The sequence below is a fragment of the Streptomyces sp. NPDC046876 genome (assembly GCF_040645035.1).
GTDB lineage: Bacteria > Actinomycetota > Actinomycetes > Streptomycetales > Streptomycetaceae > Streptomyces.
Genome location: NZ_JBEYXK010000037.1, coordinates 1 through 22588 on the forward strand (window position 1 = coordinate 1; position 22588 = coordinate 22588).

The window sequence follows — 22588 nt, forward strand, 5'->3', positions numbered from 1 at the left end:
CTGCGACGACAACCAGTTAGCCAGCCCCCGAACCCCCTGGCAACGACCCCCCTCTACGACCGCCCATCGCAGCCGGCGAGCGAGAGCTTCCGCCGGGCGGTAGCTCTCCGGGCAGGTGAGAGCGGGTTTCCCGCCGGGTCGGGGACCTACTATCCGGGCGCGAATGTGACGCAGGTCCTGTGGGCCGCCTCACCGCCCAGGCGCCGGAATGTCACCTTCCGTGGCTGTTTGTATCCCATTGGGGAGTGTCCCTGGCCGGATCTCGGTCTGTACGGGCCGTTCCAGGGAGCTCCCACCGGTGCCCGTGCGCCGGTGCCGTCGGCCACCGCGCTCGGCGGCGTCGGCATGGGTGTCAGGCGGCGACGGTCATGACATCATCCAGCTACGCAAAGGCGCGAGGGGGTTACGTCGGATGGCGGCAGTGCGGGCAGGTATGGGGCAGCGGCGCTGGCTGGTCCCCGCGTCCCTCGCGTTGGCGAGTTCGGGTGGCATGCTCGGGGATCTCCTGTTCGGCATCGGGCTCCCCACGAAGTACGCGGTCGGGGGCATGGTCGCCGCCATGGGGTCCGTTGCCGTTCTGACCTTCACGGCCGAGCGCAGGGCCGACGCCGGCCGGGCCGAGGCCGAGGCCGATCACTCGGTCATCGACCAGCTCGCGCCCGAGCCGGTCCTCATCGGGCGAACGGCACTGGCCCGCGCCCTGTGCAGCGAGCTGGAGGATGTCGCACCTGCCCGAGAGGCCCTGCGCACCTCGGATCCGGCCCAGGGGCGGGCCCGGGTGATCGTGGTCCACGGCGCGGCCGGCACGGGGAAGACGACGCTGGCCCTGTACGCCGCGCATCAGGTCAAGGGCAGTTTCCCCGACGCGCGCCTCTACATCGATCTGCAGGGCGACGGCACCGCGCCGGTCTCCAGCGCCCAGGCGCTGGAGCACTTCTTGCGCAGCCTCGGGGTCGCGACGCCCGAGATCCCGCGCAGCGTGGGTGACCGAGCGGCCTTGTTCCGCTCGCTGGTCGGTCGGTTACGGATGCTCGTGCTCCTCGACAACGCGCATTCCACCGAGCAGATCAGGCCCTTGATTCCGGCCGGGCCGGGATGCGCGGTCATCGTCACCAGCCGCAGGGCCCTGACGGGCGGCAACATCAGCAATCGCCAGGAGATCCGGGTCGCTTTGCCGGAGGAGGACGAGGCGCTCGCCGTCTTCTCCCACTACGCCGGTCGGTCCCGGGTGCATGAGGATCCCGCCGCTGCGCTGGAGATCGTCCACTTCTGCGGAAGGCTGCCCCTTGCGCTGCAGATCGTCGGTGCTCGGCTGCAGTCCCGCAGCGACCTCACCCTGGGGCGGATGAGGGCACGGCTGGAGGACGAGCGATCGCGTCTGCGCGAGCTGGCCTACCAGGACAGCAGTCTGCAGGCGTGTCTGCTGCTCAGTCACCGCGATCTGTCGGAGCCCGCCCGGCGGGTGCTGGGCGGGCTGGGCGGACTGCCGCGCGGGCGGCTGGCCGAGTGGCACGTTGCGCTGGTCGCCGCGGACGGTGCGACCGCGGTCGGCGCTCTCGACGAGCTCATGGAAACCGCGCTCATGGAGCAGGGCGGGAGCGCCGCCGACCCGGAACCGGAGTACCGCCTCCACGACCTGGTCCGGGTCTTCGCCCGCGACCAGTACGGGCAGCTGCCGCCGGAAGATCGCCGCCTGGCTGAGCGCAGGATCGTCACCGGCTACCGGGATGCGGCCCTGCAGCTGGCCGCGGTCCGGGCGCCCGAGATCGCCGCCCGTGAGTCCGTGACCCCTGCCGGGCACATGGCAGGGCAATCCGCCGCGGAGTGGTTCTCGGCAGAGGCGGAGCGACTGGTGTGGGTGCATGCCCGGGCTGCCGAGGTCGGTGAGCCCGAGGCGGCGGTTCTGATCGCCGAGTGCGCCTCCTACTTCCTTGACGAATTGAGCGCGGCATCTGCGGACCTGGGTGCGATGTTCGCCGCGCCGGGCACGGGCCCGCACTCGGCGCACACCCGTGCCCGGGCGGCGTTGCGCCTGGCCGATCAGGACTTCGACGGCGCCCTGGCGGCCCTGGAAGGCGGTGACGCGTCGGCCGACGGGCCGTACGGCGCGGCCAGGGCGCTCGCGCTGACCGCCCGGATCGAGCGCGAGCAGGGTCGCTACGACGCGGCGACCGCGCACATGTCCGCTGCCGTCGAGCAGCTGCGCGCGCTGGGCGACCGCTGGCACCTGGCCCTCGCATGGGAAATGCTGGGCGAGATCAAACGGGCACGGGGCATGCCGTCGGAGGCCGAGTCGTGCCAGCGCGAGGCGCTCGCCATTGCCGTGGAGTTCGCGGACCTGCGCGCCCAGGCCCGGCTGCGCCGCACCCTTGCCGAGACGCTGGCCTACAAGCGGGAGTTCCCGGAGGCCGGGGAGTTGTTGCGGGCATCCTCCGCCGGCTTTCGACGTCTGGGCGACCGCACCTGGGAAGCCCGTACGTTGTACGTCGAAGGCCGGGTGCAGCGGCTGCTCGGAAAGCGCACGGCCGCGCTCGCGAGCTACGAGAGGGCCCTGCACATCTTCGACCAGCTCGGTGAGCGCCTGTGGTCCGGCCGCGTCCGCAACGCCCGCATCCGCCTCTTCGCGGGTCTCGGCGACATGGGACGCGCCCGTGAGGAGGCCGAAGCCGCGCTCGCCGTCTTCGCCGAGGTCGGGCACACGCTGTGGCACGCGCACACCCTCCGCGATCTGGGGTGGCTGGACCTGCGAGCCGGCCGGCCCGAGGAGGCCGTACCGCTGCTGGAGAGCGCCGTTCGCACCTGCCGTGAGGCCGGCGACACTCACGCCGAGGCAGCGGCGGGCCACCTGCTGGGGGTCGCGTACCGCAATACCGGCCGAGCAGCGGATGCCCGCCGAGAGCTCGAGGCCGCCAGGGCGATCTACGCCGCCGGGGGCTACGCCTGGCAGGAGGCCACCTGCGTACACGACCTGGTACGTGCCCTCCGGGCAGCGGGCGACGCGACCGGAGCCGACGAGCTGGCACGCGCAGCCGCCACGGCGAATCCGTACTTCGCCGCGATGTCGGGTCGTGACGGCGCGGTGGCCGTGCCCGACGAGGACTGATCCGAGGAACCTTCTGCCTGAGGCCGCCACCCGGAACTGCTGTGCGGGGGCGACCTCTCGGGCAGGTGCGGCCGGTCCTGTCAGTGCTTGGCGATCTGCTGGAGTGCCTCGCCCTGGTAGCGGGCCCCGGCGTTCCAGAGGATGAAGGAGCTCATCTTGTTCGCTGCCGCGGCCTTGATCTGTTCGGCCACCTCGGCCGGCCCGTAGGTGCTGCCCATCGAGAAGTCCTGCAGCCACGGGATGATCTCGGTCTGCGTGCCCTTCGCCTGGCGGGCGAAGTCGGCGAGCGAACGCTGCACGATCGCGTACGGGGCCGTGTCCGGCTCTGCGACGCCGTACTCCCCCGGCCCCCAGTGGGACGGGTAGACCATCGGGGCGATGTAGTCGGTGACCTTGACCAGGGAACCGATGTCCTGGGCGATCTCGGTGGGACGGGTCGCGGCGATGCCGAAGACGGAGACGCCGAGGTAGGCGGGGTGGGGACGGAGTGCGGTCCGGGTGTCGGCGACGAACGAGGTGATCGACTGCTCGGGCGTGGCGGTACCGATGCCCGGGAAGCGCATGTCCCTCAGCGGGCCGTCCGGTCGGCGCACGTAGTCGTAGAGGATGTCGTCGAAGCCGAGGCGAGCTGCTTCGACGGCGAGGTCCTGATTGTACTTGCGGACCGCGGGGTCGGCGAAGTTCGTGAAGGACAGGGCGCCGTAGTGGCCGCCGTCGTACGGTTCTCCCCCCGGAGTCAGCACGAGCCGGTCCCGCTTGCCGGACTCCCAGGAGGCCGAGGCGAGCTTGGGGTCGCGGAAGGCCACGATGCGGCCGATGGCCTGGGCGCCGGCGGCGTGGATCTCTGCGATCGCCTTGCGGGCGTCGTAGTAGCCCTTGGCCGCGCCGATCTGGCGGGCCAGCGGCACCTGGGAGGCGTACCCGACCTCACCGTCCTCGTCCTTGACGTCCAGTTCGACGGCGTTGAGCTTGCCGCTGCGGACCAGAGCGAGGATGTCGCCGCGCAGCGTGTCGTCGCCCCAGCCGATGGCCGTGATGTGCGCGGCCCGGACCATGGGACGGCGTCCCCGGGCGGACACGTCCTTGGTGGTGGTGTTTCCGGCGCGGTCCACCGCCGTGACCTTGACGAAGGGTGTGCCCTTCGGCACCTTGATCCGGAAGGCCCCGGCCTTGTCGACGGGGACCCTCTTGCCGTTGACGCTCACTTGGGCGTCGGTGGAGGCCTTGCCGGTGATGGTCACCGGCTCGGCGTTCTTGATCACGGGATCGGCCACGTGCAGCTCGGGGGCAGTGGTGTCCACGCTGAAGCCCACGACCTGGCGGGAGGAGACGAAGGGGAGGCTGCCGCCGGCGGCCACCACCAGGGTGTGCCGGCCTTCCTTGAGGTGCGGAAGTGCCAGTTTCAGGCGGGCGCCGTCGGTGGTGAGGGGGATCGCCGCACCGTCCAGGGTGGCGCGCAGCTTGTTCCTGTCGCCGGCCGCGTCGGCGGCGAGGTAGGCGCTGACCTTTGCGGCCGCGCGCCCGTCGAGGACCGCGCCGTCGCTCACGCCCTGGATGTCCGGACCCCGCGCGAGGAACGTCCAGGCTCCGACGCCGGCTCCGGCCAGCGCGAGCGCCCCGGCTGTCGCTTTGAGGGCGCCGCGACGGACGCGGCGGCGGGGCCGGAGGGAGGGGCTCGAGTGCGCTATGCGTGTGGGGAACATCTTGAGGTCCTTCGTGCCGTGGGGTGGGCGTGGGCCGGATGTTGCCTCCATTCATTGCCGCCCCGTCTGCCGGTCGCCTCGCTCCGCTCGGATTTCATACGAACGGCCGCGATGGGCTCCGGCGTGGCAGTTACGCCATGCAGGGGGCACTGCGGTACGAGGGCACCCCTCGCAGGTAGTCATGGCGCGACACATTGCCTTGGAGAGGCTTGCTTCCGATGCGCCACCCGCTCGTTCCGCTCGGCGCCCTCGCGGGCGCCGCCGCCCTGCTCGCCACCGGCTGTTCCGCGCGGCCGTCGCCGGCCGCGGGGCAACACCCTGCTGCCGCGTCCTCGGCGGCGGCCGGCCCCGTCGCCGCCAAGAGGCCGGCGGAAGTCGGCGCCAACGAACTCGGCCAAGTGCCGGTGCTGATGTACCACCAGCTCACCGAGGATCCGGCCAGCGTCTACGACCGCACCCCGGCCGACTTCCGGGCCGAGTTGGAGCGCCTCGCCCGGGAGAACTACGTGCCGGTGACCGCACGGGACTTCCAGACGGGCCGCATCGACATCCCGGCCGGCACGCACCCCGTGGTCCTCACGTTCGACGACTCGACCAACAGTCAGGTGCGCCTCGGCGCCGACGGGGCCCCGGCGCCGGACACGGCCGTCGCCATCCTGGCGGAAACGGCGAAGAAGCACCCCGCCTTCAAGCCGGTGGCGACCTTCTTCGTCAACGCTGACGCCTTCTCGGCCACGGGCTCCGCCAAGGCCCTGACCTGGCTGAAGGAGCACGGCCACGAGGTCGCCAACCACACCGGCCGGCACGAGAACCTCAGCTCTCTGGACCAGGCGGACGCCGCGAGGGCGATCTCGGCCGGCCAGGAGGCGATCGAGAAGGCCGCGCCCGGCACGCAGGTCACCTCGCTCGCCCTGCCCTTCGGCGCCATGCCCGAGCCGGCCGGGGTCGCCCTGCGCGGATCGGGCTACCGCTACGACGGGGTGTACCTCGTCGGGGCCAACCCGTCGGTCTCGCCGTTCGCGAAGGCCTTCACACCCGGCGCGATCCCCCGGATCCGCTCGGCGGGACCCGACGACGAGGACGCCGAGTTCGGTTCGTCGCGTTGGCTGGACAAGCTCGCCGCCGGGAAGAGCCGGTACGTCTCGGACGGCGACCCGAACACCGTCGCCTTCCCGAGCGCCTCGCAGAACGAGCTGTCGCCGGCCTTCGCGAAGCGGGCCAGGCCGTACTGACTCCCTGACCCCTGACCTCTGACCTCTGACCTCTGGCGGCCTACGGATATCCAGGGATGTTTCGTACAATACTGGAGTAAATGTACGGCGTATCCCTCCGTGCACGGAGCCCGGTCGGCTCCGCGCAGGCACCGCCGGGCGATGGGAGTACGGACATGGTCGAGCCGGACACCCCGGAACGGCGGGGCCGCCTGAGCCGCCCCCTGGTGCTCGCCGCGGCCGTCGCCCTGGTCGACCGCGAGGGCCTCGCGGCGCTCACCATGCGCCGGCTGGCCGCCGACCTGGGTGTGGAGCCCATGGCCATCTACCGGTACACCGTCGGCAAGGAGGCCCTGCTCGACGGGCTCGTCGAGGCCTTCTTCGCCGAGGTGAACGACCGGCTGCGCACTTCGGCCGGCACGGCTTCCGACGTCCCGCCCGACGTACCCGCCTGGCGGGCGGAGCTGCGGCGGATCGCCCGCGCCTTCGCCGCCGTGGTGCACGCGCACCCCGAGATCCTTCCCGTGGTGGCCACCCGTCCGCTCAGCGTGCCGGTGGCCCGGCGCCCGGCCCCGATGCTGCAGCTCACCGAGCACATCCTCGCCGTCCTCGGCCGGGCCGGTTTCGACGACGCCACCGCGCTGACGATCTACCGCGCCTTCGTGGCGTGGAACCTCGGCTGCCTGCTCGTGGACAAGCGCCAGGTGGTCGACAACCCCGACGAGCCCGACCTGATGCTGCGGCTCGGCCTGCACCGGCTGCCCGCCGCGGAGTACCCGCGACTGCGCGCGCTCGCCCCGAAACTCGCCGATTACGACGACGAACACGAGCTCATAGCCGGTCTCGACAGCCTCCTCAGCCGCATGCCCGAGGCGCCACTTGACGCCTTCTACGGCGGAGGCGCACGCTGAGGATACGACGTACACATCGCTCATATGCGTACGTATCCCACCCGACGGCGCCGCAAGGAGGCCCGTCATGTCCCACGAGAACGAGTACACGGTCCTGCGCGTCCGGGTCACGGCCAAGGACGCCGACACCCTCCGCGCACTGCTGCGCGAGGCCCGTCCCGACGTCGGCGGACGCGTCCACGAGGCCGAGGACGGCAGTCTCACCATCGACGCCTACGTCTCCCCCGAACAGGCCGAAGCCCTCGAGCGCGACGGCGTGACGGTCACGACCGTCGAGGACGCCGCCGCCGTCGGCCGCGCCCGCCAGGCCGAGGTCGGGCAGGGCGACCGGTACGCACCGCAGGACGCGGTTCCGCAGGGTCTCGCCCTCAAGGTGAAGGACGCCTAGGAGGGACGCCATGCCGTACCTGAACATCACCGAAGTCTCCTCCGGAGTGACCAGCCTGGCCACCGCCTTCGGCGACACGGCCGACCTCGTCGAACTGCCCGAGCGCACCTTCGAGGGCCGGGCCTGCCACGCCCTGCGGATCGGCGTCCGCACCGTGGCGCCGAAGCCCACCGTCGTCCTGATCGGCGGCGCGCACGCCCGCGAATGGGGCAGCTGCGAGATCCTGCTCAACCTCGCGGCCGACCTGCTGCACGCCCACGCCGGCGGGACGGGCCTGGCGTACGGCGGTACGAGCTTCACCTCCGCCCAGGTGCGCACGATCATGGAGGAGCTCGACGTCATCGTCTTCCCGCTCGTCAACCCGGACGGCCGGCACTACAGCCAGACCGTCGACCCGATGTGGCGCAGGAACCGCAACCCGGCCCAGTCCGGGGGCGACCCGGCCGCCATCGGGGTCGACCTCAACCGCAACTACGACCACCTCTTCGACTTCAAGACGGCCTTCCACCCGAACGCCCCGGTCAGGGTCTCGGACGACCCGGCCGACCCCGACCAGGTGTACCAGGGGCCCCGGCCGTTCTCGGAGCCCGAGACGCGCAATGTCCGCGCGCTGCTCGACGGCCACCCGCGGACCCGCTGGTTCGTCGACGTGCACAGCTACACCCAGAACATGCTCTACGTCTGGGGCGACGACCAGAACCAGTCCCTCGACCCCACGAGGAACTTCCGCAACCACGACTTCGACCACAAGCGCGGACTGCGGGACGACCTGCTCTACGCGGAGTTCCTCTCCAAGACCGACGCCGACGACTCCGCAGTGCTCGCCGAGCAGTTCTGCAAGGCCCTGAAGGGCGTACGGGGCAAGGAGTACACCCCGAAGCCCGCCTTCGACCTGTACCCGACCTGCGGGACGAGCGACGACTACGCCTATGCGCGGCACATCCTCAACCCGTCGAGCGAGAGGATCCTGGCCTTCACCATCGAGTGGGGCAAGAGCTTCCACCCGCCGTGGAACGAGATGAAGAAGATCGTCCTCGACGTCGACGCCGGCCTGGTGCAGTTCTGCCTGACCGCCGCCACGTGACGGTGGTTCCCCTCCGTCCCCCTTGGATGGTTGAGGCGCCCGCAGCGCGGGCGCCTCAACCATGACCGGGGCCGACCGGGGCCTCGGCGGCCTACGCGGCCCGGGTGTAGTGGTAGAAGAACGGGTCGATCGACGGCGGCACGCGCGTGACGTTGTCGAGGTCGAGCAGTTGGTGGCTGACGAAGTCGGCGCGGCGCTGGTACTTCACGCCCTCCGGGAAGTTGGCCGGGTCGGGCGTGTTGTTGCCCGAGAACACCCCGTAGAAGTCCCGGCCGACCGCCAGCAGTCGGATGTAGTCGCCGATGTACGGAACGAAGCGCGCCACGGGCACGGAGGCCGACGCCTGGTGCAGCAGGTGGCGTTCGGCCGGGGTCTGCCAGCCGTCGGCCGTCAGCTCCAGCACCGTCATCCACTGCCCGTCCTTGAACTGCTGGTAGGCCAGTCCGAGGAGGGAGTCCGTGTTGACGGCCAGCGCCGGGTTCTTGCCGTTGGTGACGGTGCGGACATCGTCTGCCGACCAGGTCTGGCCGAGGTCGGTGGAGTGGCGTACGTGCAGGGTGCAGCCCGACTCCGCCGCGACCCGGTCACACCAGGCCACCCAGACACTGGCCGCGTCCGTGGGGTCCACTGCGATCGCGAGGTCGCCGCCGAGGCGTTCCTGGCCCATTTCGGCGTTGAACCGCTCGGTCCGGTCCGTCACCACCCGCTGGCCGATGGCCGAGTCATCGGCGTCCTTCAGGTCCTGGAAGGAGTTCACCCCGACGCCTCCGCCGTCGTCACGGGTGACCACGACGTCGAACGTGACCTTCGAGATGTCGCCGCCCACGTCGACGGAGTTCTGCCAGCTCTCGTAGGCCGCGTAGACGGTGCCGTCGGGGTGGAGCGCGATGCGTACCGGTGGCCCGTCCTGGCCGAAGGGGGTGCGCTGTTCGACCCGGTTGTGCTTGAACCCGGCGGGAGCCGGAGCCGTACGGGCGTCGTCGGAGACCTCCACGGCGGCGGACCGGGGGCTGCGTCCCAGGTCGTTGTTGCCGACGTACACCCGGTCGCGGCTGGGGCCGGCGCCGGTGCTCCCGGCGACGAGCCACGGCTGGTCCGGTGTGTCCCGGGAGACCAGGACCTGCATGGGTGCCGTCGAGGAGATGCCCGGCGAGCGGAGGATCTGCATGCGCAGGACGTCCTCCAGCTGGCCGGCCCGGGCGTTGAGGATGCCCGCGTAGAGGGCTCCTCCCTTCGACGCGAAGCCGATCGAGAGGTCCCCCGTGCCCTGGGTCGAGGTGGCGCCGGGGACGATGTTGCGCAGGACCCACGTGTCCCCGCCGTTGGTCGACACGTACACCGGGGCGAGGGGGCCCCGCATCGGGTCGAGGGTGAACGCGCTCGCGACGATCTGTTGGGGATCCTCGGGGTTGACGGCGAGGTCGGGCTCGGCGTCCTGCGAGCGGTCGCCGCTCAGTGCGGCGGGGGTGATGTTGACGACCTTGAGCGTGGACATGCCCGCTCACCTCCGTGCTGCCTGCAGCGTTTCGAGCTTCTGCGCGGGCTGGTAGTCGTCCGGGTGGACGATCTGGAACGGGGCCCACGCCGCCAGGTCGCCCTCGGTGGCGTGCAGCAGCCACATTCCCTCCTGCGAGGCCTTCGGCTTCGGAGCCGAGTACCAGTGGATGTCGCGGCTGTTGGGGTAGAGCACGGTGATCCGCCCCGGGGCGAGCTCCCCCTGCTCCACGTGGCCCACGTCGAGCTGTGCGACCCACCAGTCGGGCGTGTGCTCGGTGACGTTCGGCGACTCGCCGCTGCCCGCTCGCGCGCGGGTCGCCTGTTCCAGGCCGACGACCACGCCGACCACCACCGCGTCCGCCTCGTCCGCGTGGGACACCATGTCCTCGTCCTCGATGTCGCGCTGGAGCGCGGAGAACGGCATCGCATCGGCGGTCGTCGCGGCGCGCGCGATGTTGGGCCGGACGACGTCCGGGGACACCCGTCCGACTTCCTTGACGGCCAGGGCTTCGCCGTAGACCGCCTCGTTGGTGAAGAAGGCGGCCGCATCGCCGACGGCCGGCAGGTCGAGCTCGCCCGACAGCTGTACGGTGACCTCGCTGCCGGCGAGGTTCTTCAAGGCGTCGGGTGCGTGCAGCACCGCGTCCACCCTGACCACGGCGGTCCGCTCGTCGGCCGGTACGTCCGCCACCCGCGTGTCACCGAGCCGGGTGACCGTACCGACGAAACTCAGCGGTGCCTGCCTGATGAGGTCCCTCACGTCCTCGGGCATGGCGGTCCTCCTCTCGCTTCGGTCCGGTCCCCGCTAGCGCGTGCCGTGCGCGGCGGCCGGGTGCGCTCTGCGCCATTCCATCCGTGCGCAGAGCGCGCACAGGACGGTGACCAGAGCGGTGACGGACACGATGAGCCACTCGAGGGCTCCGCTGCCGGCGTCCGGCTCGACGCCGAAGAGGAGCTCGATCCAGTCGTGCCAGAGGAGCGTGACGAGGAGGAGCAGCCCGGAAAGGGCTCCCAGGGCGACCTCGAGCCAGAACCGGGGGCGGAGGGTGCCGGGGTTGCGGTCGTGCGGGGCATGGAAAGCCATCGCGGCCTCCCCTCTGTTACGCGCCCCGCGCGGAAGGGGGCGCTCGGGGATCGGCGTACACCTACGAGGCACGCGTACTACGTAAACAAGTCTCCGCGCGGGCACATGCCGCGGTCAAGGGCCGCCGGGCCCTCAGCTCCCCTCCCCCGGGTCACGGGCGGGTGCGGGGGCCGTGGTCCTGGGCGAAGGCGTCGAACACCTCGCGCGGTGTTCCGCTGGTGTGGAGGAAGCGCTCGTCGAGGATGACGGCGAGGTCCTCCAGCGCGGCGCGCAGTGCGGCGCCCGCGAGCCGGACGTCCGGATGCCGGGCGCCGGCTGCCTGGCCGGCGAGGTTGTCGGCGTACGCGAGGTTGCGGGCCAGGGACGTACGGTCGTCCCCGTCGTGGAAGTAGTACGACTCCGCGTACTGCATGAAGTCGACCGCGATCACGGAGATTCCGGCGGCCAGGCTGTCGATGACCGCCGCTCCCGCGTCGGTGTCGATCTGTTCCGTCGTGGGGTGCGTGCACGACAGGTGCCACAGGCGCAGGGCCAGCGCGCGGCGCCGGGCCAGGGCCGGGTAGATTCCGAGGGTCCACGACACGGTCGCCGTCAGCAGGACGAAGCCGACCACGGCCTCCATCGGGGCCAGGATGCGCAGCCAGCCCTCGGCGGGCGCGATGTCGCCCAGGCCGAGCGTGGAGACGTGGACCAGGGAGATGTAGAGCGCGTCGAGGAAGTCCGCGTGCTGCGCGGGCCGCAGCCCGACGGCGTAGGTGAAGTCCTCCGGCATGTGCGGCCAGTAGATGAGCGCCCAGCCCACCACCACGACCAGGGCCCACAGGGCAACCACCGTGACCATCGCCAACGGTCCCGCCAGCCCGGACGCGCGGCGTCCGCCCCGCAGCGAGGCCGTCAGCCGCCACAGGAGCGACATCACCAGCCGGCTCAGCCCGCCGTGGCGCGTCGGGTGCCACAGCGTGTGGAAGACGTCCCGCAGGATGTACAGCACCGAGACGAAACCCACGGCATTGACGAACCAGCCCACTGGCTTTACCTCTCACGTCACATCCGGCGCTTCGGGAAACGTACCGTCCGGACGGCCCGCGGGGCGGTGCTGCCCTGGCTCTCCGGCACCACTCGGGTGCCCCGGGGTCGCCCGTTTGGAGTAATCACGCGCGCCCGCGGACATGCCGCACAGCCATGCTGGAAGGGCCCGAACGGGCTAACCCGAGAGGAGCAAGCCATGCGCCTAAGGCGAACACTCGGCCTGGCTTTCGCAACCCTGGCCTTCGCAGGAATGAGCGCCACGGCGTCGTTCACGGCCGAAGCGGCCACGACACCCCAGGTGTCCTGGGGGGACTGCAAGTACGGCCACGGTTACCCGGTCAAGCACAGTGACGGCTATTGGTACTGCCAAGGTGGCACGTACGACGGCCAGCGGATCTACGGCAACACCGGCTATTGAGCCTGCACGCCCTTGGGCCGTCGGCTCGCTGCCGACGGCCCGAGCGGGTGTCTCCTCACCGGTGCGGGGATCCGGGACCGCCGCCCCGTCGGCGCTGTCCGCTCCCGTCCCCGGCCTCGCCCTCGCGGGCCGGCCGGTCCTCGCCCGTCCGGACGCCCTTCAACGGCTCGCCGCTGCCCGTGCCCGCCCGGTGGTAGCCCTCCCGCGCACTGGCCGTACCGGGAACGGTGCGCTCATGCGCCTGGCTCTCGGATCCGGAGTGGGCTCCCGGTTCCCCTTCGTCGCGCGCCCGCGCGAACGCGTCCTCGTCCTCGTGCCTGTCCTTGCGCTTTTGCCGGCTCATCCCGTGCTCCTTTCCGGTACCGCCCGGGTGGCTGCCCGGGAGGTGCGCAGCCCGAGCGGCCGCCACTCGCCGTGGCCCCCCCGGCGGCCGCCGGCCGCGCGGTGCGGTCTGCGTGCGCCGGATGGCGTCTTCCCGGCCGCCGGGCCGCCAACCCGCACCGCCACGGGAGCGTGGTGAACGACGCGCCGGACTCTCGGCCCTGCTGCGCAGTCGTCTCCGTGCCGGGCGCGCATAGTGGTGGTGTGAGCACGGATCGCGATGTCGCAGCCGACGACGGCACCCCCGACCCGAGCCGACCGGCGCCGGAGGGCACCGGCGGCGAGGAGGCGCAGGTCATCGTGGTCGGCGCGGGACCCGCCGGTTCCGCCGCCGCGGTGCACCTGGCGCGCGCGGGTGTGGACGTACTGCTGCTGGAGAAGAGCGACTTCCCTCGGGAAAAGGTCTGCGGCGACGGTCTCACCCCCCGCGGCGTCCACCAGCTCGTGCGCATGGGCATCGACATCGACTCCCCGGGCTGGATGCGCAACCGGGGCATGCGCTGGGTGTGCGGCGGACAGCAGGTCGAACTGGACTGGCCGCGCCTGGGCACCATGCCCGACTTCGGGCTCACGCGCAGCCGCCACGACTTCGACGACCTCCTCGCCGCACACGCCCGCACCGCCGGCGCCCGCCTGCACACCCGCGTCAAGGTGACGGCCCCGCTCACCGACCGGGCCGGCCGTGTCATCGGGGTCTGCGCCACCCGCGGTCCGGACGGGGAGCCGGTGCGCTACCGGGCGCCGCTCGTCGTCGCGGCCGACGGGGCCTCCGCACGTACGGCTCTGGCCCTGGGACTGCAGCGCGACACGCACCGGCCCGTCGCGGCCGCCGCCCGCCGCTACTACCGCAGCCCGGCCCGCACCCACGACCCGTACCTGGAACTGTGGGCCGACCTGCGCTGTCCCGGCACGGGGCGGGACCTGCCCGGATACGGCTGGGTGTTCCCGCTCGGAGACGGACGCGTCAACGTCGGCCTCGGCGCCCTGCCACAACACCGCCACCACCGGCCGGTCGACCTGCGCGCCGCACTGGAACACTGGCTCCGGCGCACCCCCGCGCAATGGGGCCTGCACGAGGACAACGCCGACTCGCCGCTGCGCAGCGCCCCCCTGCCGATGGGCCTGAACCGGCGCCCGCAGTACCGGGGCGGACTGCTCCTCGTCGGCGACAGCGCCGGCATGGTCAGCCCCTGGAGCGGCGAAGGCGTCGCCCAGGCCATGGAAGCCGCGGAGGTCGCGGCCGAGACCATCGTCCTGGCCCTCGCGCGACCCGCCGGGCCGCGACGCGAGCACGCGCTGCAGCAGTACCCGGCGCAGATCCGCCGCCTGTGGGGCCGCTACTACCGCCTCGGCAACCTCGCAGCCGACCTCGTCTTCTCCCGCTACGGCTTCCGGCCCCTCCTCCACCCACGGGTCATGGCCTCCCCCGCGCTCCTGCACACCCTGGCCCGTCTCCTCACGCAGGTGTCCGACGAACCCGCCCACGACACCGTCGACGCCGTCCTGCACACCCTTCTCCGCCTCGTCCCCAGCCCGCGACGCTGAGCCGGCTCTTCGAGCCCGACCGCTTCAGGCTCCACGCTTCACGCCTCCTGTCGCCCTCGCCTGCCCTCAGGCGTGGCGCGCCATCAGCCATGGGAAGTTTTCTGAAAATTGCTGCAAGCTTTTGCAGGCGTGGATAGGGTGAGGTCATTCCTCAACCACCCACGAAGGGACCCGAATCCATGCAGGTACCGAGACGTCGGCGCGCGACCATCGGCGTGACGGCAGCGCTGGCCGCCGCACTCCTCTCCAGCGCTTCGCCGTCCGCCGCCGCGGACGTCCCGGCGGGTGCGCCGATCCACTTCCAGGTCACGGCCGGCACCGAGTGGGGCGACCAGGTGTTCGCCGTCGGCAGTGCTCCGGCGCTCGGGTCCTGGGATCCGGCACGGGCCGTACCCCTCGATGCGCGCGGCTATCCCACCTGGGCCGCCGACGCCGTCATCACCTCCGGCTCCCCCGTCGAGTACAAGTACCTGGTGAAGAAGGCCGACGGAACGATCGCGTGGGAGGAGGGCGCGAACCGCCTCCTGCGCCCGTGGGCCGACGCCCCCGTCACCACCCGCGACACCTTCCGGCTCACCGCCGCCACGCCGGCCTCCGGTATAGCGCCCACGTGTGCCGGCTGGTCCGAGACCTGGCGCTACACCTCCGTCTTCAACGGCTGCGGCAGCCCCTACACCCTCCAGGTGCTCTACCGCGACGGCAGCACGTCGACCTGCCGGGAGGTCGCCCCCTCAGCGACCGCCACCTTCCCGGGGTACGGCCCGTACGAGAACCACCCCGTGGCCGTCAACCACTGCTGACGGCGGTCCGCCGGCCGGCTCCGGGCGGTTTCCGGCCGGTCCACGGAAGGCCGCCCTCTGGGTGTGGGACCGACCGCGGTGCAGCATCCTGCGGGTATGGGATCGATCATCGTCCTGTTCGAGCTGGAACCGGACCGGGCCATCGGCCCCGACGGCGTCAAGCCCGTCGTGGTCCGCGTCCACGCCGCCGGGGCCGACCCGGACGTACCGGAGGACCCGGCGCCCCGCACGCTGTGCGGGAAGGACACCGACCCGATGGAGCACGCGCACTACCGGCCGGCGGCACCGGGTGAGCCGTGGTACCCGGCCCCGCTTGAGGACCGGCGGTGCCACGCGTGCGAGGCGGCGCTGCGGCGGCTCTGAGGGCCTGCCCGCCGCCGTTCCTCAGTCCGGGCGGGCGTCCTCCGCAAGCCCGGCGGTCCAGCCGAAGGGAAGCTCGGCGCCGTCCACGGTCACCGCCTCGACGGCCCGCGTCTCCGGATCGATCTCGGCCTGCACCCCCTCGCCCGCGTAGCGCGGATAGCCGGAAACGCCGAGCGCACCGGTGGCCTCGACCCGGGCGGTGCGCAGGACGGTCTCGCGGTCGCGTTCGGCTTCGGAACCCGGTTCGGCGGGCGGTCCCGGGTGCAGCACGATCGTGTACCGGTCGGGGACGGGGGCCCGGCCGGGCTCGGCGGAGGCAGTCATGGGGCCAGGCTAGTGAGCGCCCGGCCCGCGGGCCCGCAGGCGAGGCGTGGAGTCGCCCCTCCGGCCCCTCCCCGGCCGTTTACCGGCCGCTCCCGGCCGCCGCTCCCGATCCTTCACGGCCCGCAGAACGACGGGGCATGCCGGTTTAGCCGCTGCGGGTGCGGTTAGTCACCCAGTATCGGGAGGCGCTCCCGCCGCCCGGGACCATCACGGGAGGTGACGGCGATGGTACTGCCGATCCGACGCCACGGGAGCAGCCCGGGTGCGGTGCTGCAGGGACGTGACCCGTTCGCGGAGTTCGAGAGCATGTGGGACCAGATGGGCCGCTTCCTGGAGCAGGCCGCCGCACCCGCCGCGAGCAGCGGGACCTGGCTGCCGATGGCCGAGGAGTCGGAGGACGACGACTCGTACACGCTCAAGCTGGAGCTGCCCGGCTACCCGGCCGAGAGCATCGACATCGAGGCCGAGGGCGAGGAACTGATCGTCAGGGGAGAACTGTCCGAGGAGCATCACGGCAAGGTCCTCAGCAGTCGGCGGGCCGGCTTCACGTACCGGACGAGCCTGCCGGCCGGAGCGGATCCTGAGCACTGCGACGCGGACCTCGACGACGGTGTCCTCACTCTGACCGTCCCCAAGACGACACGGCAACAGCGCCGCAAGATCGAAATCGGGCAGCACAAGCAACAACACGGACTCGGGGGAAAGTCGCCGGGCGAGCCGGCGGGCACGAGCCGCATGACCCCGGTCGAAGCGCACAACACCTTCGTGGCGGGCGCCACGGCCCGGGCCGAGGAGGAACGGGCCGGCGGCGGCAGTGGATCCCCCGGGGCATCCACGCTGGGAGAGCCCGAGACGGGCATCTGACCACTCCCGCCTCGCACCTTGAACCCGCCCGCGCTGCCGTGACCGGCGGCGCGGGCGGCCCCGCGAGCGGCCTCCGTTGAGGCCGCCACGCCCCTCTCGGCTTCCAGCCGGCCGCCACTTGCGGTGCGGCGTCGCCGTGGACAGGGCGCCAGTGGACGCGCCGGGGCGGGCAGTGCGCAGAGCCGCCTGTTCTCAGGACGGGTCGGTGGGGGCGTTCTCGCGCGGGTCGGGAGGGGTGGAGGGGTCGGGGCCGTCGGCTGCCTTGTTGCGGCGGTTGCGCAGCCATGCCGCCAAGGCGACCAGGCCTGCGCCGGCGATCGCGACGGCCTTGATCGCGACCTTGACGGACAGGTAGCCGACGAAGATGGGGATGTGCCAGCCCTGCCACCACGTCAAGGCCACGAAGGAGAGGACGACGAGGACAGCGGCGATCACCATGCCGACGGTCACCAGTGTGGTGTGCCGATCGGTGCGGTCTATCGTGCGATCTTTCATGTGCATCACGCTAGTTGGCGTGATCGGTCCGGGTCCTACTCCTGAAGGACGATACGCAGTCGTCGAAAGTTGTTCCGGGGTCAGTTCTGGGAGGTGGGCCGGACGACGATCTCGTTCACGTCGACGGTCGCAGGCTGCTCGATGGCGAAGGCGATGGCCCGGGCGATCGACTCGGGCGGGATCGCGATCCGATCCCGCATCTCCGTGATCCGCGCTCGGACCTGCGGATTCGTTGATGCCTCGGCGAAGTCGGTCGCCACCGGGCCCGACGGTGGTCACCCGCAGGCAATCGCCGGCTTCCTGGCGCAGGCCTTCACAGATGGCGCGGACCGCGGCCTTCGTACCGGCGTAGACCGCCATGGCCGGCACGAGGCGGAATGCGGCCGTGGAGGCGACGGTGATGAAGTGGCCGGTGCCCTGGGCCCGGAAGACCGGAAGCGCGGCGCCGATGCCGTGCAGCAGGCCCTTGACGTTGACGTCGACCATCTGGTCCCACTCCTCGACCCGTAGATCGTCCAGGGGCGAGATCGTGCCGACCCCGGCGTTGCTGACGAGCACGTCGAGCCGGCCGAACCGCTCGCAGGCCAGTGCGACCAGGCCGTGCAGGTCGTCCCGTCGGGTCACGTCCGTGCGGGTCTGCACGGCTGCGCCACCCGACTCCTCGATCCGCGCCACCAGCTCCGCGAGGCGCTCGGTCCGGCGCGCGCCCAGGACGAGCCGCGCGCCCCGCTCGGCAAGGATGCGTCGTGAGCTGGCCGCTTTCCTTCGCAGCCGCAGAGAGCGGATCGCCCCCGACCAGGTCGGACTGCCGCTCACCGGCCGGCGGCGGACTCCGGGCCTGCGCAGAGAAGAACTCGCGCTGCTCGCCGGTATCAGCGCCACCTGGTACACGTACCTCGAACAGGGTCGGGACGTCCGCCCCTCGGACCAGGTGCTCGATGCCCTCGCCTCGGCGCTGCAGCTCGACCGGCACGAGCGCGGTCATCTCTTCCGGCTCGCCGGCCACGCGCCCGCGATGGAGCCGGAAGGACCCGAGCCGCTCTCCGCCGAGGTGGCGGCCGTTCCGTTCCTGCTCCAGCCGCAGCCGGCGTACATCATCGGCGGCAACTACGACGTGCTGAGCTGCAACCAGGCGGCCGGCGCGTTGTTCCCGCAGCTCACCTCGGCGGCGGACCAGCCGGCGAACTTCGCACGCTGGGTTGTTCCTCGAGCCTGCTGCCCGGGAGGTTCTGGTCGACTGGGAGATCGAGGCACGCGGCCTGCTCGCCCGGTTGAGGACGCTCGCCGGACGCCGCCCGGGCGACGCCCGGTACACCCGGCTGATCGACGAGCTGAACGCGGGCAGCACCGACGTGCAAACCTGGTGGCCGCTGCACGACGTGCAGCCCCGGCACGGCGGGCGGAAGCGGCTGCGCTGCCCGGGGCGCGGGCTCGTCGAATTCACCTACACCGCGTTCCACCTGGCCGAACAGCCGGAACAGACACTGGTGATCTACTCCGAGTAGGCGGGCGGACTTCGAACTTCCTCCGGCGCGGCTTCAGTCGTCGGTTCCGGCACCGCGAGCCGGTGCGCTCATGTCCCCCGTGGCGGGGATGCCGTCGGCGAGCCCGTAGCGCAGGTACACGGTGCCCTTCGGGCTGGCTGCCGGGGGTGCGAGGAGCGTGACGTTGGTGGGCACCGCGCCACCGTCGAACACCTTCTTTCCGACGCCCAGCACAATCGGGTGCAGCCAGAGGTCGAGACGGTCGAAGAGCTTCTCGCGCAGGAGGGTCTGCACGAGGTTCAGGCTCCCGACGACCTTCACGTGCTCGTGGCGGTCACGGAGCTCGCGCACCGCGCCCGCCAGGTCCGGGCCGAGCTGCGTGGACCCGGCCCACGAGAGGTCGGGCCGGCCGCGCGAGGCCACGTACTTCGGGACGCTGTTGAAGAGCATGGCGATCCGGTCGTCCTCGCCGCCCTCCTGGTGCGGCCAGTAGGCGGCGAAGATGTCGTACGTCCGCCGCCCGAGGAGGAGGGCGTCCGTGCCTTCGTACGCTGCACCGACCTGCGCCCCGGCGACCTCGTCCAACAGGGGTGCCTGCCAGCCGCCGAACGGGAACCCCACCGGGTCCTCGTCGGGGCCGCCGGGCGCCTGCCCGACGAGGTCGAGGGTCGCGAACAGCTCGATGTGGATGAGGCCCATGGCTTGCTCCCGCTGAGTCGGTCGTCTCCGTCAAGAGATAGACCTGCGGGGGCCCACGAACTCATCGCCGCGCCGGTAGCGTGCGTTCCGTGATCTCCCTCGATGCACTCGACGCCCTCGTCCGCCTCTGCCCGCCGCCCGCCGAACCGCCGCGCGCTGTCGACTGGGCGCAGGCCGAGCGCGCCCTGGGTACGGCTCTGCCCGCCGACTACAAGCAGCTCGTCGAGACGTACGGCGACGGCATCTTCGACGACGCGGTCTGGCTGCTCGTCCCCGGCTCCGCCTACAGCGACTGCGACCTGCACGCGCAGACGGCGGAACGGGACGAGATCCTGGCCGGCCTGTGGGAGTTCGAGGCGAAGCCCGCCGGCCTGCTGGAGGCGGGGGCGCGGGTCCTGCCGTGGGCGTTCGAGGAGGGCACGGGGGCGTTCCTGTACTGGCTGGTGCGGCCCGGGCAGCACCCTGACGAGTGGACCGTGCTCTACAACGAGGGGCGCGGCCCCCTGTGGGAGGACCACGCCATGGGATGCGTGGCCTTCCTGCTGGCGGTGCTCACAGGAACGGCGGAAACGGAGTATTTCGGTTACCTCTGCGAAGTGCTGAAGCCGACGGAGCACCGCTTCCTGACGGCCGACCAGACCCTCGGCGCGGCCCGGCGCTGACGCGGCCCGGCCCTCGCGGGCGGGAGCCCGGACCCGCTCGGAGCCACCCTCGTTCGACGACGGATGTTCTTGGCTTCGCAGGGCGTTGATGCTGCCCGTACAGCCCGTTCACAATGCCAGTGGATGATCTTCATGGTACGTCGGCCCGCACCTCAGGAGCCGCGTCCCGCGGGGGCGGAAATCGCCTGGCCCGGGTACGCCCACACGGCCTTCGGGCGGGCTCGCCGTGGTCGGGCGGTCCGGGATGCCCCCGTACAGGGCCATCAGCCCGGACGCCCCCGCACCGCCCCGGGCTGCACCGAGCACGACCTCCTGCGCACCAGCCCCGGGACACCGACCACCCGCCCCCGTGAATCCAGGGACCGTCAACCGATGCACCGCAGTACGCCATTTCTGATCATTGGCCACCACCGATCCGGCACGAACTTCCTCGGAGAGCCGATCCAGCGGAACCCGGTCGTTGCCCGTGCCAACGAACCGTTCTCCATGCGCACCGACTTCTTCCGCGACAACGACCTCAGGCTCTGGTTCGCAGCCGTCGTCAAGGGCGGGGCATGGAACAAGTCCGCCGCCCTGCTCGCCTGCGCCGCCCGGCGCGGCCGGTGGTACATCGCGGGTTCGGCTTCCATCGGTTTCCGCGTGGCTTGGTAGGGCTGAGCGATGCTTTCGGTGATCTTCGATCTGGACGACACCCTGTGCGACTACGCAGCCGCCCGCCGGCGCGCCAAGGGGAAGATCGACGTGCTGCTGCGTGAGCGCGGCGTGCCGGCCGGGCCGGCGTATTGGGCCCGGTTCGACGCACTGGACCCCGTGCTGTTCGCGCGGTTCACGGCCGGCGAGCTGGCTCGGGAGGAGTACCGCCGCCTGCGGTTCGAGATTCCGGCGGCCGAGGCGGGAGCGGACCGGGCCACGGCCTCCGCTGCCGCCGCGCAGGCGAACGCCGTATACGTGGCGAGCGCCAACACCGACATCGAGCTGTTCGACGACGCGCTGCCGGCCCTCGGCGCCCTGCGCGCCGCCGGGGCAGAGCTTTCCCTGCTCACCAACGGGCCGTCCGACGGTCAGCGCGCCAAGATCCGCGCGCTGGGCCTGGCGCCGTACGTCGACCACGTCTTCGTCAGTGAGGAACTGGCCGCGGCCAAGCCGAGCCCCGCGGCGTTCGGCGCCGTTCTCCGCGCCCTCGGCCGGTCCGCGCGGCAGAGCATCATGGTGGGCGACTCTCCCGCCACCGACATCGCCGGCGCCCATGCCGCTGGTATCCGTGCGGTTCTGCTGGACCGCACCGGCCGGCAGAGCGGTCCGGGCGTCGAGACGATCGCGACCCTCGCCGAGCTGCCCCGCCTCCTGGCGCCCGCCCTGTGAGCACCGAGACACCTGGCACCCCTGGCATGCAGGGGACCGAAGCGTACGGCGGCGGTTGCGCTGCACGGCGAGGACTGCGCAGGTGAGGAACTCCCGGATATTGCTCGGGACGCGTTCACTCTCCCTCCTCCCCCTGGTGCTGTGCGTCGCGTCGCTGGCCGGCACGCTCCGCTTCGTCCCCGCCGACGGGGCGACGACCCGTCGCGACGCGGCACCGGGTGACCCGGTGCCGGCCTGGCGCCGGTCGACCTGCGGGCCCAGCGCTCCCCGGCGCTGCCGGCTGCGGGTGGGTCGGCCCTGGCCTGCGGGTACGCCTTCATGGCGGCCGGGATCGTGATCCCTGTGCTGGTCCAGGCCCCGCCGGAGACCGGCTTCGGCCTCGGCGGATCGGCCACCACCGATGGATTGGTCCAACTCCCCAGCGCCGCCGGGTACCTCGCGGCGACCCTCGATCACGGCGGTCTCGCCTCGCTGTCCGCCATGAGCGTCGTACGGGGAGCCGACCTGGGCCTCGGCTACGCGGCCATGGGTGCTCTGGCCGTGCAGTCCGTACCCCCTCCTGCTCACCGACGGCTCCCCGGAGGCCGTCACCACCGCCTACGCGGTGCCGGCCGTCATGATGACGCTCACCCTGGCCGGTTTGACCGCGGCCGGCCGACGGCGCGCGATCGGTACGGGCTGACCCTTCGGGCTGAATGCCGGGCGTGTGCCGTGGACCGGGCGCGCACGGGCTGATAGCGCTGGACCGCAATCCCCGTCCGCACGCGCTCAAGGTGGTCTGCCATGCCTCTTCCCGACCCGGTCAAACCCGGTGACGTCGTACTGTCCCGGGGAACCGGATCCATCTCGCGGGCGATCTGCCTGTTCGACGGCAGCGAGGTCAGCCACGCCGCACTCGCCCTGGATCGGGAACGGGTCGCGGAGGCGGTCGGCGCGGGACTGCGCACCATCGGTTCCGAAGAGGTGATGAAGGGACACGACCTGATGGTGGCCCGCACCATGGCGGCCCCGGCCGAGACGGCACCGGTGCTGAAGGTCGCGGCCGGCTACCTCGTGCACGGCGCCCGGTACGCGCACCAGCAGGTCGTGCTGCTGGCCGTGCTGTGCGTCTCACGGCACATCCCGCTCCCGCCGGGCGCGCGCCGCATGGTGCGTACGGTGCTGGACTAGGCGGCCGGCGC

The 22588-nt window shown here is 71.8% G+C and carries 24 protein-coding genes and 2 pseudogenes; 16 read left to right on the forward strand and 10 right to left on the reverse strand.

What is annotated here, in order from left to right:
- Positions 1–490 precede the first annotated feature (490 nt).
- A complete protein-coding gene (locus ABZ924_RS20475) occupies positions 491–3103 on the forward strand; it encodes a tetratricopeptide repeat protein (protein WP_361911428.1) in 2613 nt (870 codons plus the stop codon).
- Between the two features lie 80 nt (positions 3104–3183).
- Here the strand turns inward: ABZ924_RS20475 and ABZ924_RS20480 are convergent, their stop codons facing one another.
- Positions 3184–4806: a putative glycoside hydrolase gene (locus ABZ924_RS20480; protein ID WP_361911431.1), complete on the reverse strand. Its 1623-nt coding sequence runs from the start codon at positions 4804–4806 to the stop codon at positions 3184–3186.
- 218 nt (positions 4807–5024) lie between these two features.
- On the opposite strand from ABZ924_RS20480, the gene ABZ924_RS20485 reads away from it, so the two are divergent.
- The 4 genes from ABZ924_RS20485 to ABZ924_RS20500 all read left to right on the forward strand — a co-directional run bounded on the left by ABZ924_RS20485 (position 5025) and on the right by ABZ924_RS20500 (position 8400).
- Complete coding sequence (locus ABZ924_RS20485) at positions 5025–6038, forward strand: polysaccharide deacetylase family protein (protein WP_361911434.1); 1014 nt, start codon at positions 5025–5027, stop codon at positions 6036–6038.
- A gap of 155 nt (positions 6039–6193) precedes the next feature.
- A complete protein-coding gene (locus ABZ924_RS20490) occupies positions 6194–6928 on the forward strand; it encodes a TetR/AcrR family transcriptional regulator C-terminal domain-containing protein (protein ID WP_361911437.1) in 735 nt (244 codons plus the stop codon).
- A gap of 67 nt (positions 6929–6995) precedes the next feature.
- Positions 6996–7316: a hypothetical protein gene (locus ABZ924_RS20495; protein ID WP_361911440.1), complete on the forward strand. Its 321-nt coding sequence runs from the start codon at positions 6996–6998 to the stop codon at positions 7314–7316.
- Positions 7317–7326: 10 nt separating this feature from the next.
- Complete coding sequence (locus ABZ924_RS20500) at positions 7327–8400, forward strand: M14 family metallopeptidase (protein ID WP_361911443.1); 1074 nt, start codon at positions 7327–7329, stop codon at positions 8398–8400.
- 91 nt (positions 8401–8491) lie between these two features.
- Here ABZ924_RS20500 and ABZ924_RS20505 read toward each other — a convergent pair whose 3' ends face one another.
- The 4 genes from ABZ924_RS20505 to ABZ924_RS20520 form a co-directional block, all read right to left on the reverse strand.
- Positions 8492–9895, reverse strand: coding sequence for a hypothetical protein (locus tag ABZ924_RS20505; RefSeq protein ID WP_361911446.1), 1404 nt, complete (start codon positions 9893–9895; stop codon positions 8492–8494).
- 6 nt (positions 9896–9901) lie between these two features.
- Positions 9902–10669, reverse strand: coding sequence for a hypothetical protein (locus ABZ924_RS20510; RefSeq protein WP_361911449.1), 768 nt, complete (start codon positions 10667–10669; stop codon positions 9902–9904).
- A gap of 33 nt (positions 10670–10702) precedes the next feature.
- Entirely contained in the window at positions 10703–10981 is a 279-nt protein-coding gene (locus ABZ924_RS20515; RefSeq protein ID WP_361911451.1) for an ABC transporter permease, read from the reverse strand.
- A gap of 151 nt (positions 10982–11132) precedes the next feature.
- The gene (locus ABZ924_RS20520) at positions 11133–12008 is read right to left on the reverse strand and encodes a potassium channel family protein (RefSeq protein ID WP_361911454.1); all 876 of its coding nucleotides are present in this window, start codon (positions 12006–12008) and stop codon (positions 11133–11135) included.
- Positions 12009–12260: 252 nt separating this feature from the next.
- On the opposite strand from ABZ924_RS20520, the gene ABZ924_RS20525 reads away from it, so the two are divergent.
- On the forward strand, positions 12261–12428 hold the full coding sequence (locus tag ABZ924_RS20525) for a hypothetical protein (protein WP_361911456.1): 168 nt from the start codon (positions 12261–12263) through the stop codon (positions 12426–12428).
- Positions 12429–12483: 55 nt separating this feature from the next.
- On the opposite strand, the gene ABZ924_RS20530 is transcribed toward ABZ924_RS20525, so the two are convergent.
- On the reverse strand, positions 12484–12771 hold the full coding sequence (locus ABZ924_RS20530) for a hypothetical protein (protein WP_361911459.1): 288 nt from the start codon (positions 12769–12771) through the stop codon (positions 12484–12486).
- Positions 12772–13106: 335 nt separating this feature from the next.
- On the opposite strand from ABZ924_RS20530, the gene ABZ924_RS20535 reads away from it, so the two are divergent.
- The 3 genes from ABZ924_RS20535 to ABZ924_RS20545 all read left to right on the forward strand — a co-directional run bounded on the left by ABZ924_RS20535 (position 13107) and on the right by ABZ924_RS20545 (position 15517).
- Positions 13107–14354 carry a geranylgeranyl reductase family protein gene (locus ABZ924_RS20535; protein WP_361911592.1) on the forward strand — a complete coding sequence of 416 codons (1248 nt, stop codon included), beginning with the start codon at positions 13107–13109 and terminating at the stop codon, positions 14352–14354.
- A gap of 179 nt (positions 14355–14533) precedes the next feature.
- A complete protein-coding gene (locus tag ABZ924_RS20540; RefSeq protein ID WP_361911462.1) occupies positions 14534–15154 on the forward strand; it encodes a carbohydrate-binding module family 20 domain-containing protein in 621 nt (206 codons plus the stop codon).
- 96 nt (positions 15155–15250) lie between these two features.
- Positions 15251–15517: a hypothetical protein gene (locus ABZ924_RS20545; RefSeq protein ID WP_361911465.1), complete on the forward strand. Its 267-nt coding sequence runs from the start codon at positions 15251–15253 to the stop codon at positions 15515–15517.
- A 21-nt stretch (positions 15518–15538) separates the two neighbouring features.
- Here ABZ924_RS20545 and ABZ924_RS20550 read toward each other — a convergent pair whose 3' ends face one another.
- Complete coding sequence (locus ABZ924_RS20550) at positions 15539–15841, reverse strand: hypothetical protein (protein ID WP_361911468.1); 303 nt, start codon at positions 15839–15841, stop codon at positions 15539–15541.
- A gap of 267 nt (positions 15842–16108) precedes the next feature.
- Here ABZ924_RS20550 and ABZ924_RS20555 point away from each other — a divergent pair, with 267 nt between their 5' ends.
- A complete protein-coding gene (locus ABZ924_RS20555) occupies positions 16109–16705 on the forward strand; it encodes an Hsp20/alpha crystallin family protein (protein WP_361911471.1) in 597 nt (198 codons plus the stop codon).
- Positions 16706–16897: 192 nt separating this feature from the next.
- Here ABZ924_RS20555 and ABZ924_RS20560 read toward each other — a convergent pair whose 3' ends face one another.
- Together ABZ924_RS20560 and ABZ924_RS20565 are read right to left on the reverse strand one after the other, a co-directional pair.
- Positions 16898–17200: a hypothetical protein gene (locus ABZ924_RS20560; RefSeq protein ID WP_361911474.1), complete on the reverse strand. Its 303-nt coding sequence runs from the start codon at positions 17198–17200 to the stop codon at positions 16898–16900.
- A gap of 80 nt (positions 17201–17280) precedes the next feature.
- A pseudogene (locus ABZ924_RS20565) lies at positions 17281–17986 on the reverse strand (SDR family oxidoreductase).
- On the opposite strand from ABZ924_RS20565, the pseudogene ABZ924_RS20570 reads away from it, so the two are divergent.
- Positions 17940–18705: pseudogene (locus ABZ924_RS20570) on the forward strand (helix-turn-helix transcriptional regulator). The pseudogenes ABZ924_RS20565 and ABZ924_RS20570 overlap by 47 nt on opposite strands.
- Positions 18706–18738: 33 nt before the next feature.
- Here ABZ924_RS20570 and ABZ924_RS20575 read toward each other — a convergent pair.
- Positions 18739–19383 (reverse strand): dihydrofolate reductase family protein, encoded by a 645-nt coding sequence (locus ABZ924_RS20575; protein WP_361911477.1) that lies wholly within the window; start codon positions 19381–19383, stop codon positions 18739–18741.
- A gap of 89 nt (positions 19384–19472) precedes the next feature.
- Here ABZ924_RS20575 and ABZ924_RS20580 point away from each other — a divergent pair, with 89 nt between their 5' ends.
- The 5 genes from ABZ924_RS20580 to ABZ924_RS20600 all read left to right on the forward strand — a co-directional run bounded on the left by ABZ924_RS20580 (position 19473) and on the right by ABZ924_RS20600 (position 22577).
- On the forward strand, positions 19473–20045 hold the full coding sequence (locus ABZ924_RS20580; RefSeq protein WP_361911480.1) for a hypothetical protein: 573 nt from the start codon (positions 19473–19475) through the stop codon (positions 20043–20045).
- Between the two features lie 372 nt (positions 20046–20417).
- Entirely contained in the window at positions 20418–20696 is a 279-nt protein-coding gene (locus tag ABZ924_RS20585) for a hypothetical protein (protein ID WP_361911483.1), read from the forward strand.
- An 18-nt stretch (positions 20697–20714) separates the two neighbouring features.
- On the forward strand, positions 20715–21407 hold the full coding sequence (locus ABZ924_RS20590; RefSeq protein ID WP_361911486.1) for an HAD family hydrolase: 693 nt from the start codon (positions 20715–20717) through the stop codon (positions 21405–21407).
- Positions 21408–21936: 529 nt separating this feature from the next.
- Complete coding sequence (locus ABZ924_RS20595; protein ID WP_361911489.1) at positions 21937–22089, forward strand: hypothetical protein; 153 nt, start codon at positions 21937–21939, stop codon at positions 22087–22089.
- 101 nt (positions 22090–22190) lie between these two features.
- Positions 22191–22577 carry a hypothetical protein gene (locus ABZ924_RS20600; protein WP_361911492.1) on the forward strand — a complete coding sequence of 129 codons (387 nt, stop codon included), beginning with the start codon at positions 22191–22193 and terminating at the stop codon, positions 22575–22577.
- Positions 22578–22588: the final 11 nt, after the last annotated feature.

Excerpts from the sequence above, each read along its gene's own strand:
- ABZ924_RS20475 (WP_361911428.1), top strand. The coding sequence starts at position 491 with ATGCTCGGGGATCTCCTGTTCGGCATCGGGCTCCCCACGAAGTACGCG.
- ABZ924_RS20480 (WP_361911431.1), bottom strand. The coding sequence starts at position 4,806 with ATGTTCCCCACACGCATAGCGCACTCGAGCCCCTCCCTCCGGCCCCGC.
- ABZ924_RS20485 (WP_361911434.1), top strand. The coding sequence starts at position 5,025 with ATGCGCCACCCGCTCGTTCCGCTCGGCGCCCTCGCGGGCGCCGCCGCC.
- ABZ924_RS20490 (WP_361911437.1), top strand. The coding sequence starts at position 6,194 with ATGGTCGAGCCGGACACCCCGGAACGGCGGGGCCGCCTGAGCCGCCCC.
- ABZ924_RS20495 (WP_361911440.1), top strand. The coding sequence starts at position 6,996 with ATGTCCCACGAGAACGAGTACACGGTCCTGCGCGTCCGGGTCACGGCC.
- ABZ924_RS20500 (WP_361911443.1), top strand. The coding sequence starts at position 7,327 with ATGCCGTACCTGAACATCACCGAAGTCTCCTCCGGAGTGACCAGCCTG.
- ABZ924_RS20505 (WP_361911446.1), bottom strand. The coding sequence starts at position 9,895 with ATGTCCACGCTCAAGGTCGTCAACATCACCCCCGCCGCACTGAGCGGC.
- ABZ924_RS20510 (WP_361911449.1), bottom strand. The coding sequence starts at position 10,669 with ATGCCCGAGGACGTGAGGGACCTCATCAGGCAGGCACCGCTGAGTTTC.
- ABZ924_RS20515 (WP_361911451.1), bottom strand. The coding sequence starts at position 10,981 with ATGGCTTTCCATGCCCCGCACGACCGCAACCCCGGCACCCTCCGCCCC.
- ABZ924_RS20525 (WP_361911456.1), top strand. The coding sequence starts at position 12,261 with ATGAGCGCCACGGCGTCGTTCACGGCCGAAGCGGCCACGACACCCCAG.
- ABZ924_RS20530 (WP_361911459.1), bottom strand. The coding sequence starts at position 12,771 with ATGAGCCGGCAAAAGCGCAAGGACAGGCACGAGGACGAGGACGCGTTC.
- ABZ924_RS20540 (WP_361911462.1), top strand. The coding sequence starts at position 14,534 with ATGCAGGTACCGAGACGTCGGCGCGCGACCATCGGCGTGACGGCAGCG.
- ABZ924_RS20545 (WP_361911465.1), top strand. The coding sequence starts at position 15,251 with ATGGGATCGATCATCGTCCTGTTCGAGCTGGAACCGGACCGGGCCATC.
- ABZ924_RS20550 (WP_361911468.1), bottom strand. The coding sequence starts at position 15,841 with ATGACTGCCTCCGCCGAGCCCGGCCGGGCCCCCGTCCCCGACCGGTAC.
- ABZ924_RS20560 (WP_361911474.1), bottom strand. The coding sequence starts at position 17,200 with ATGAAAGATCGCACGATAGACCGCACCGATCGGCACACCACACTGGTG.
- ABZ924_RS20575 (WP_361911477.1), bottom strand. The coding sequence starts at position 19,383 with ATGGGCCTCATCCACATCGAGCTGTTCGCGACCCTCGACCTCGTCGGG.
- ABZ924_RS20585 (WP_361911483.1), top strand. The coding sequence starts at position 20,418 with ATGCACCGCAGTACGCCATTTCTGATCATTGGCCACCACCGATCCGGC.
- ABZ924_RS20600 (WP_361911492.1), top strand. The coding sequence starts at position 22,191 with ATGCCTCTTCCCGACCCGGTCAAACCCGGTGACGTCGTACTGTCCCGG.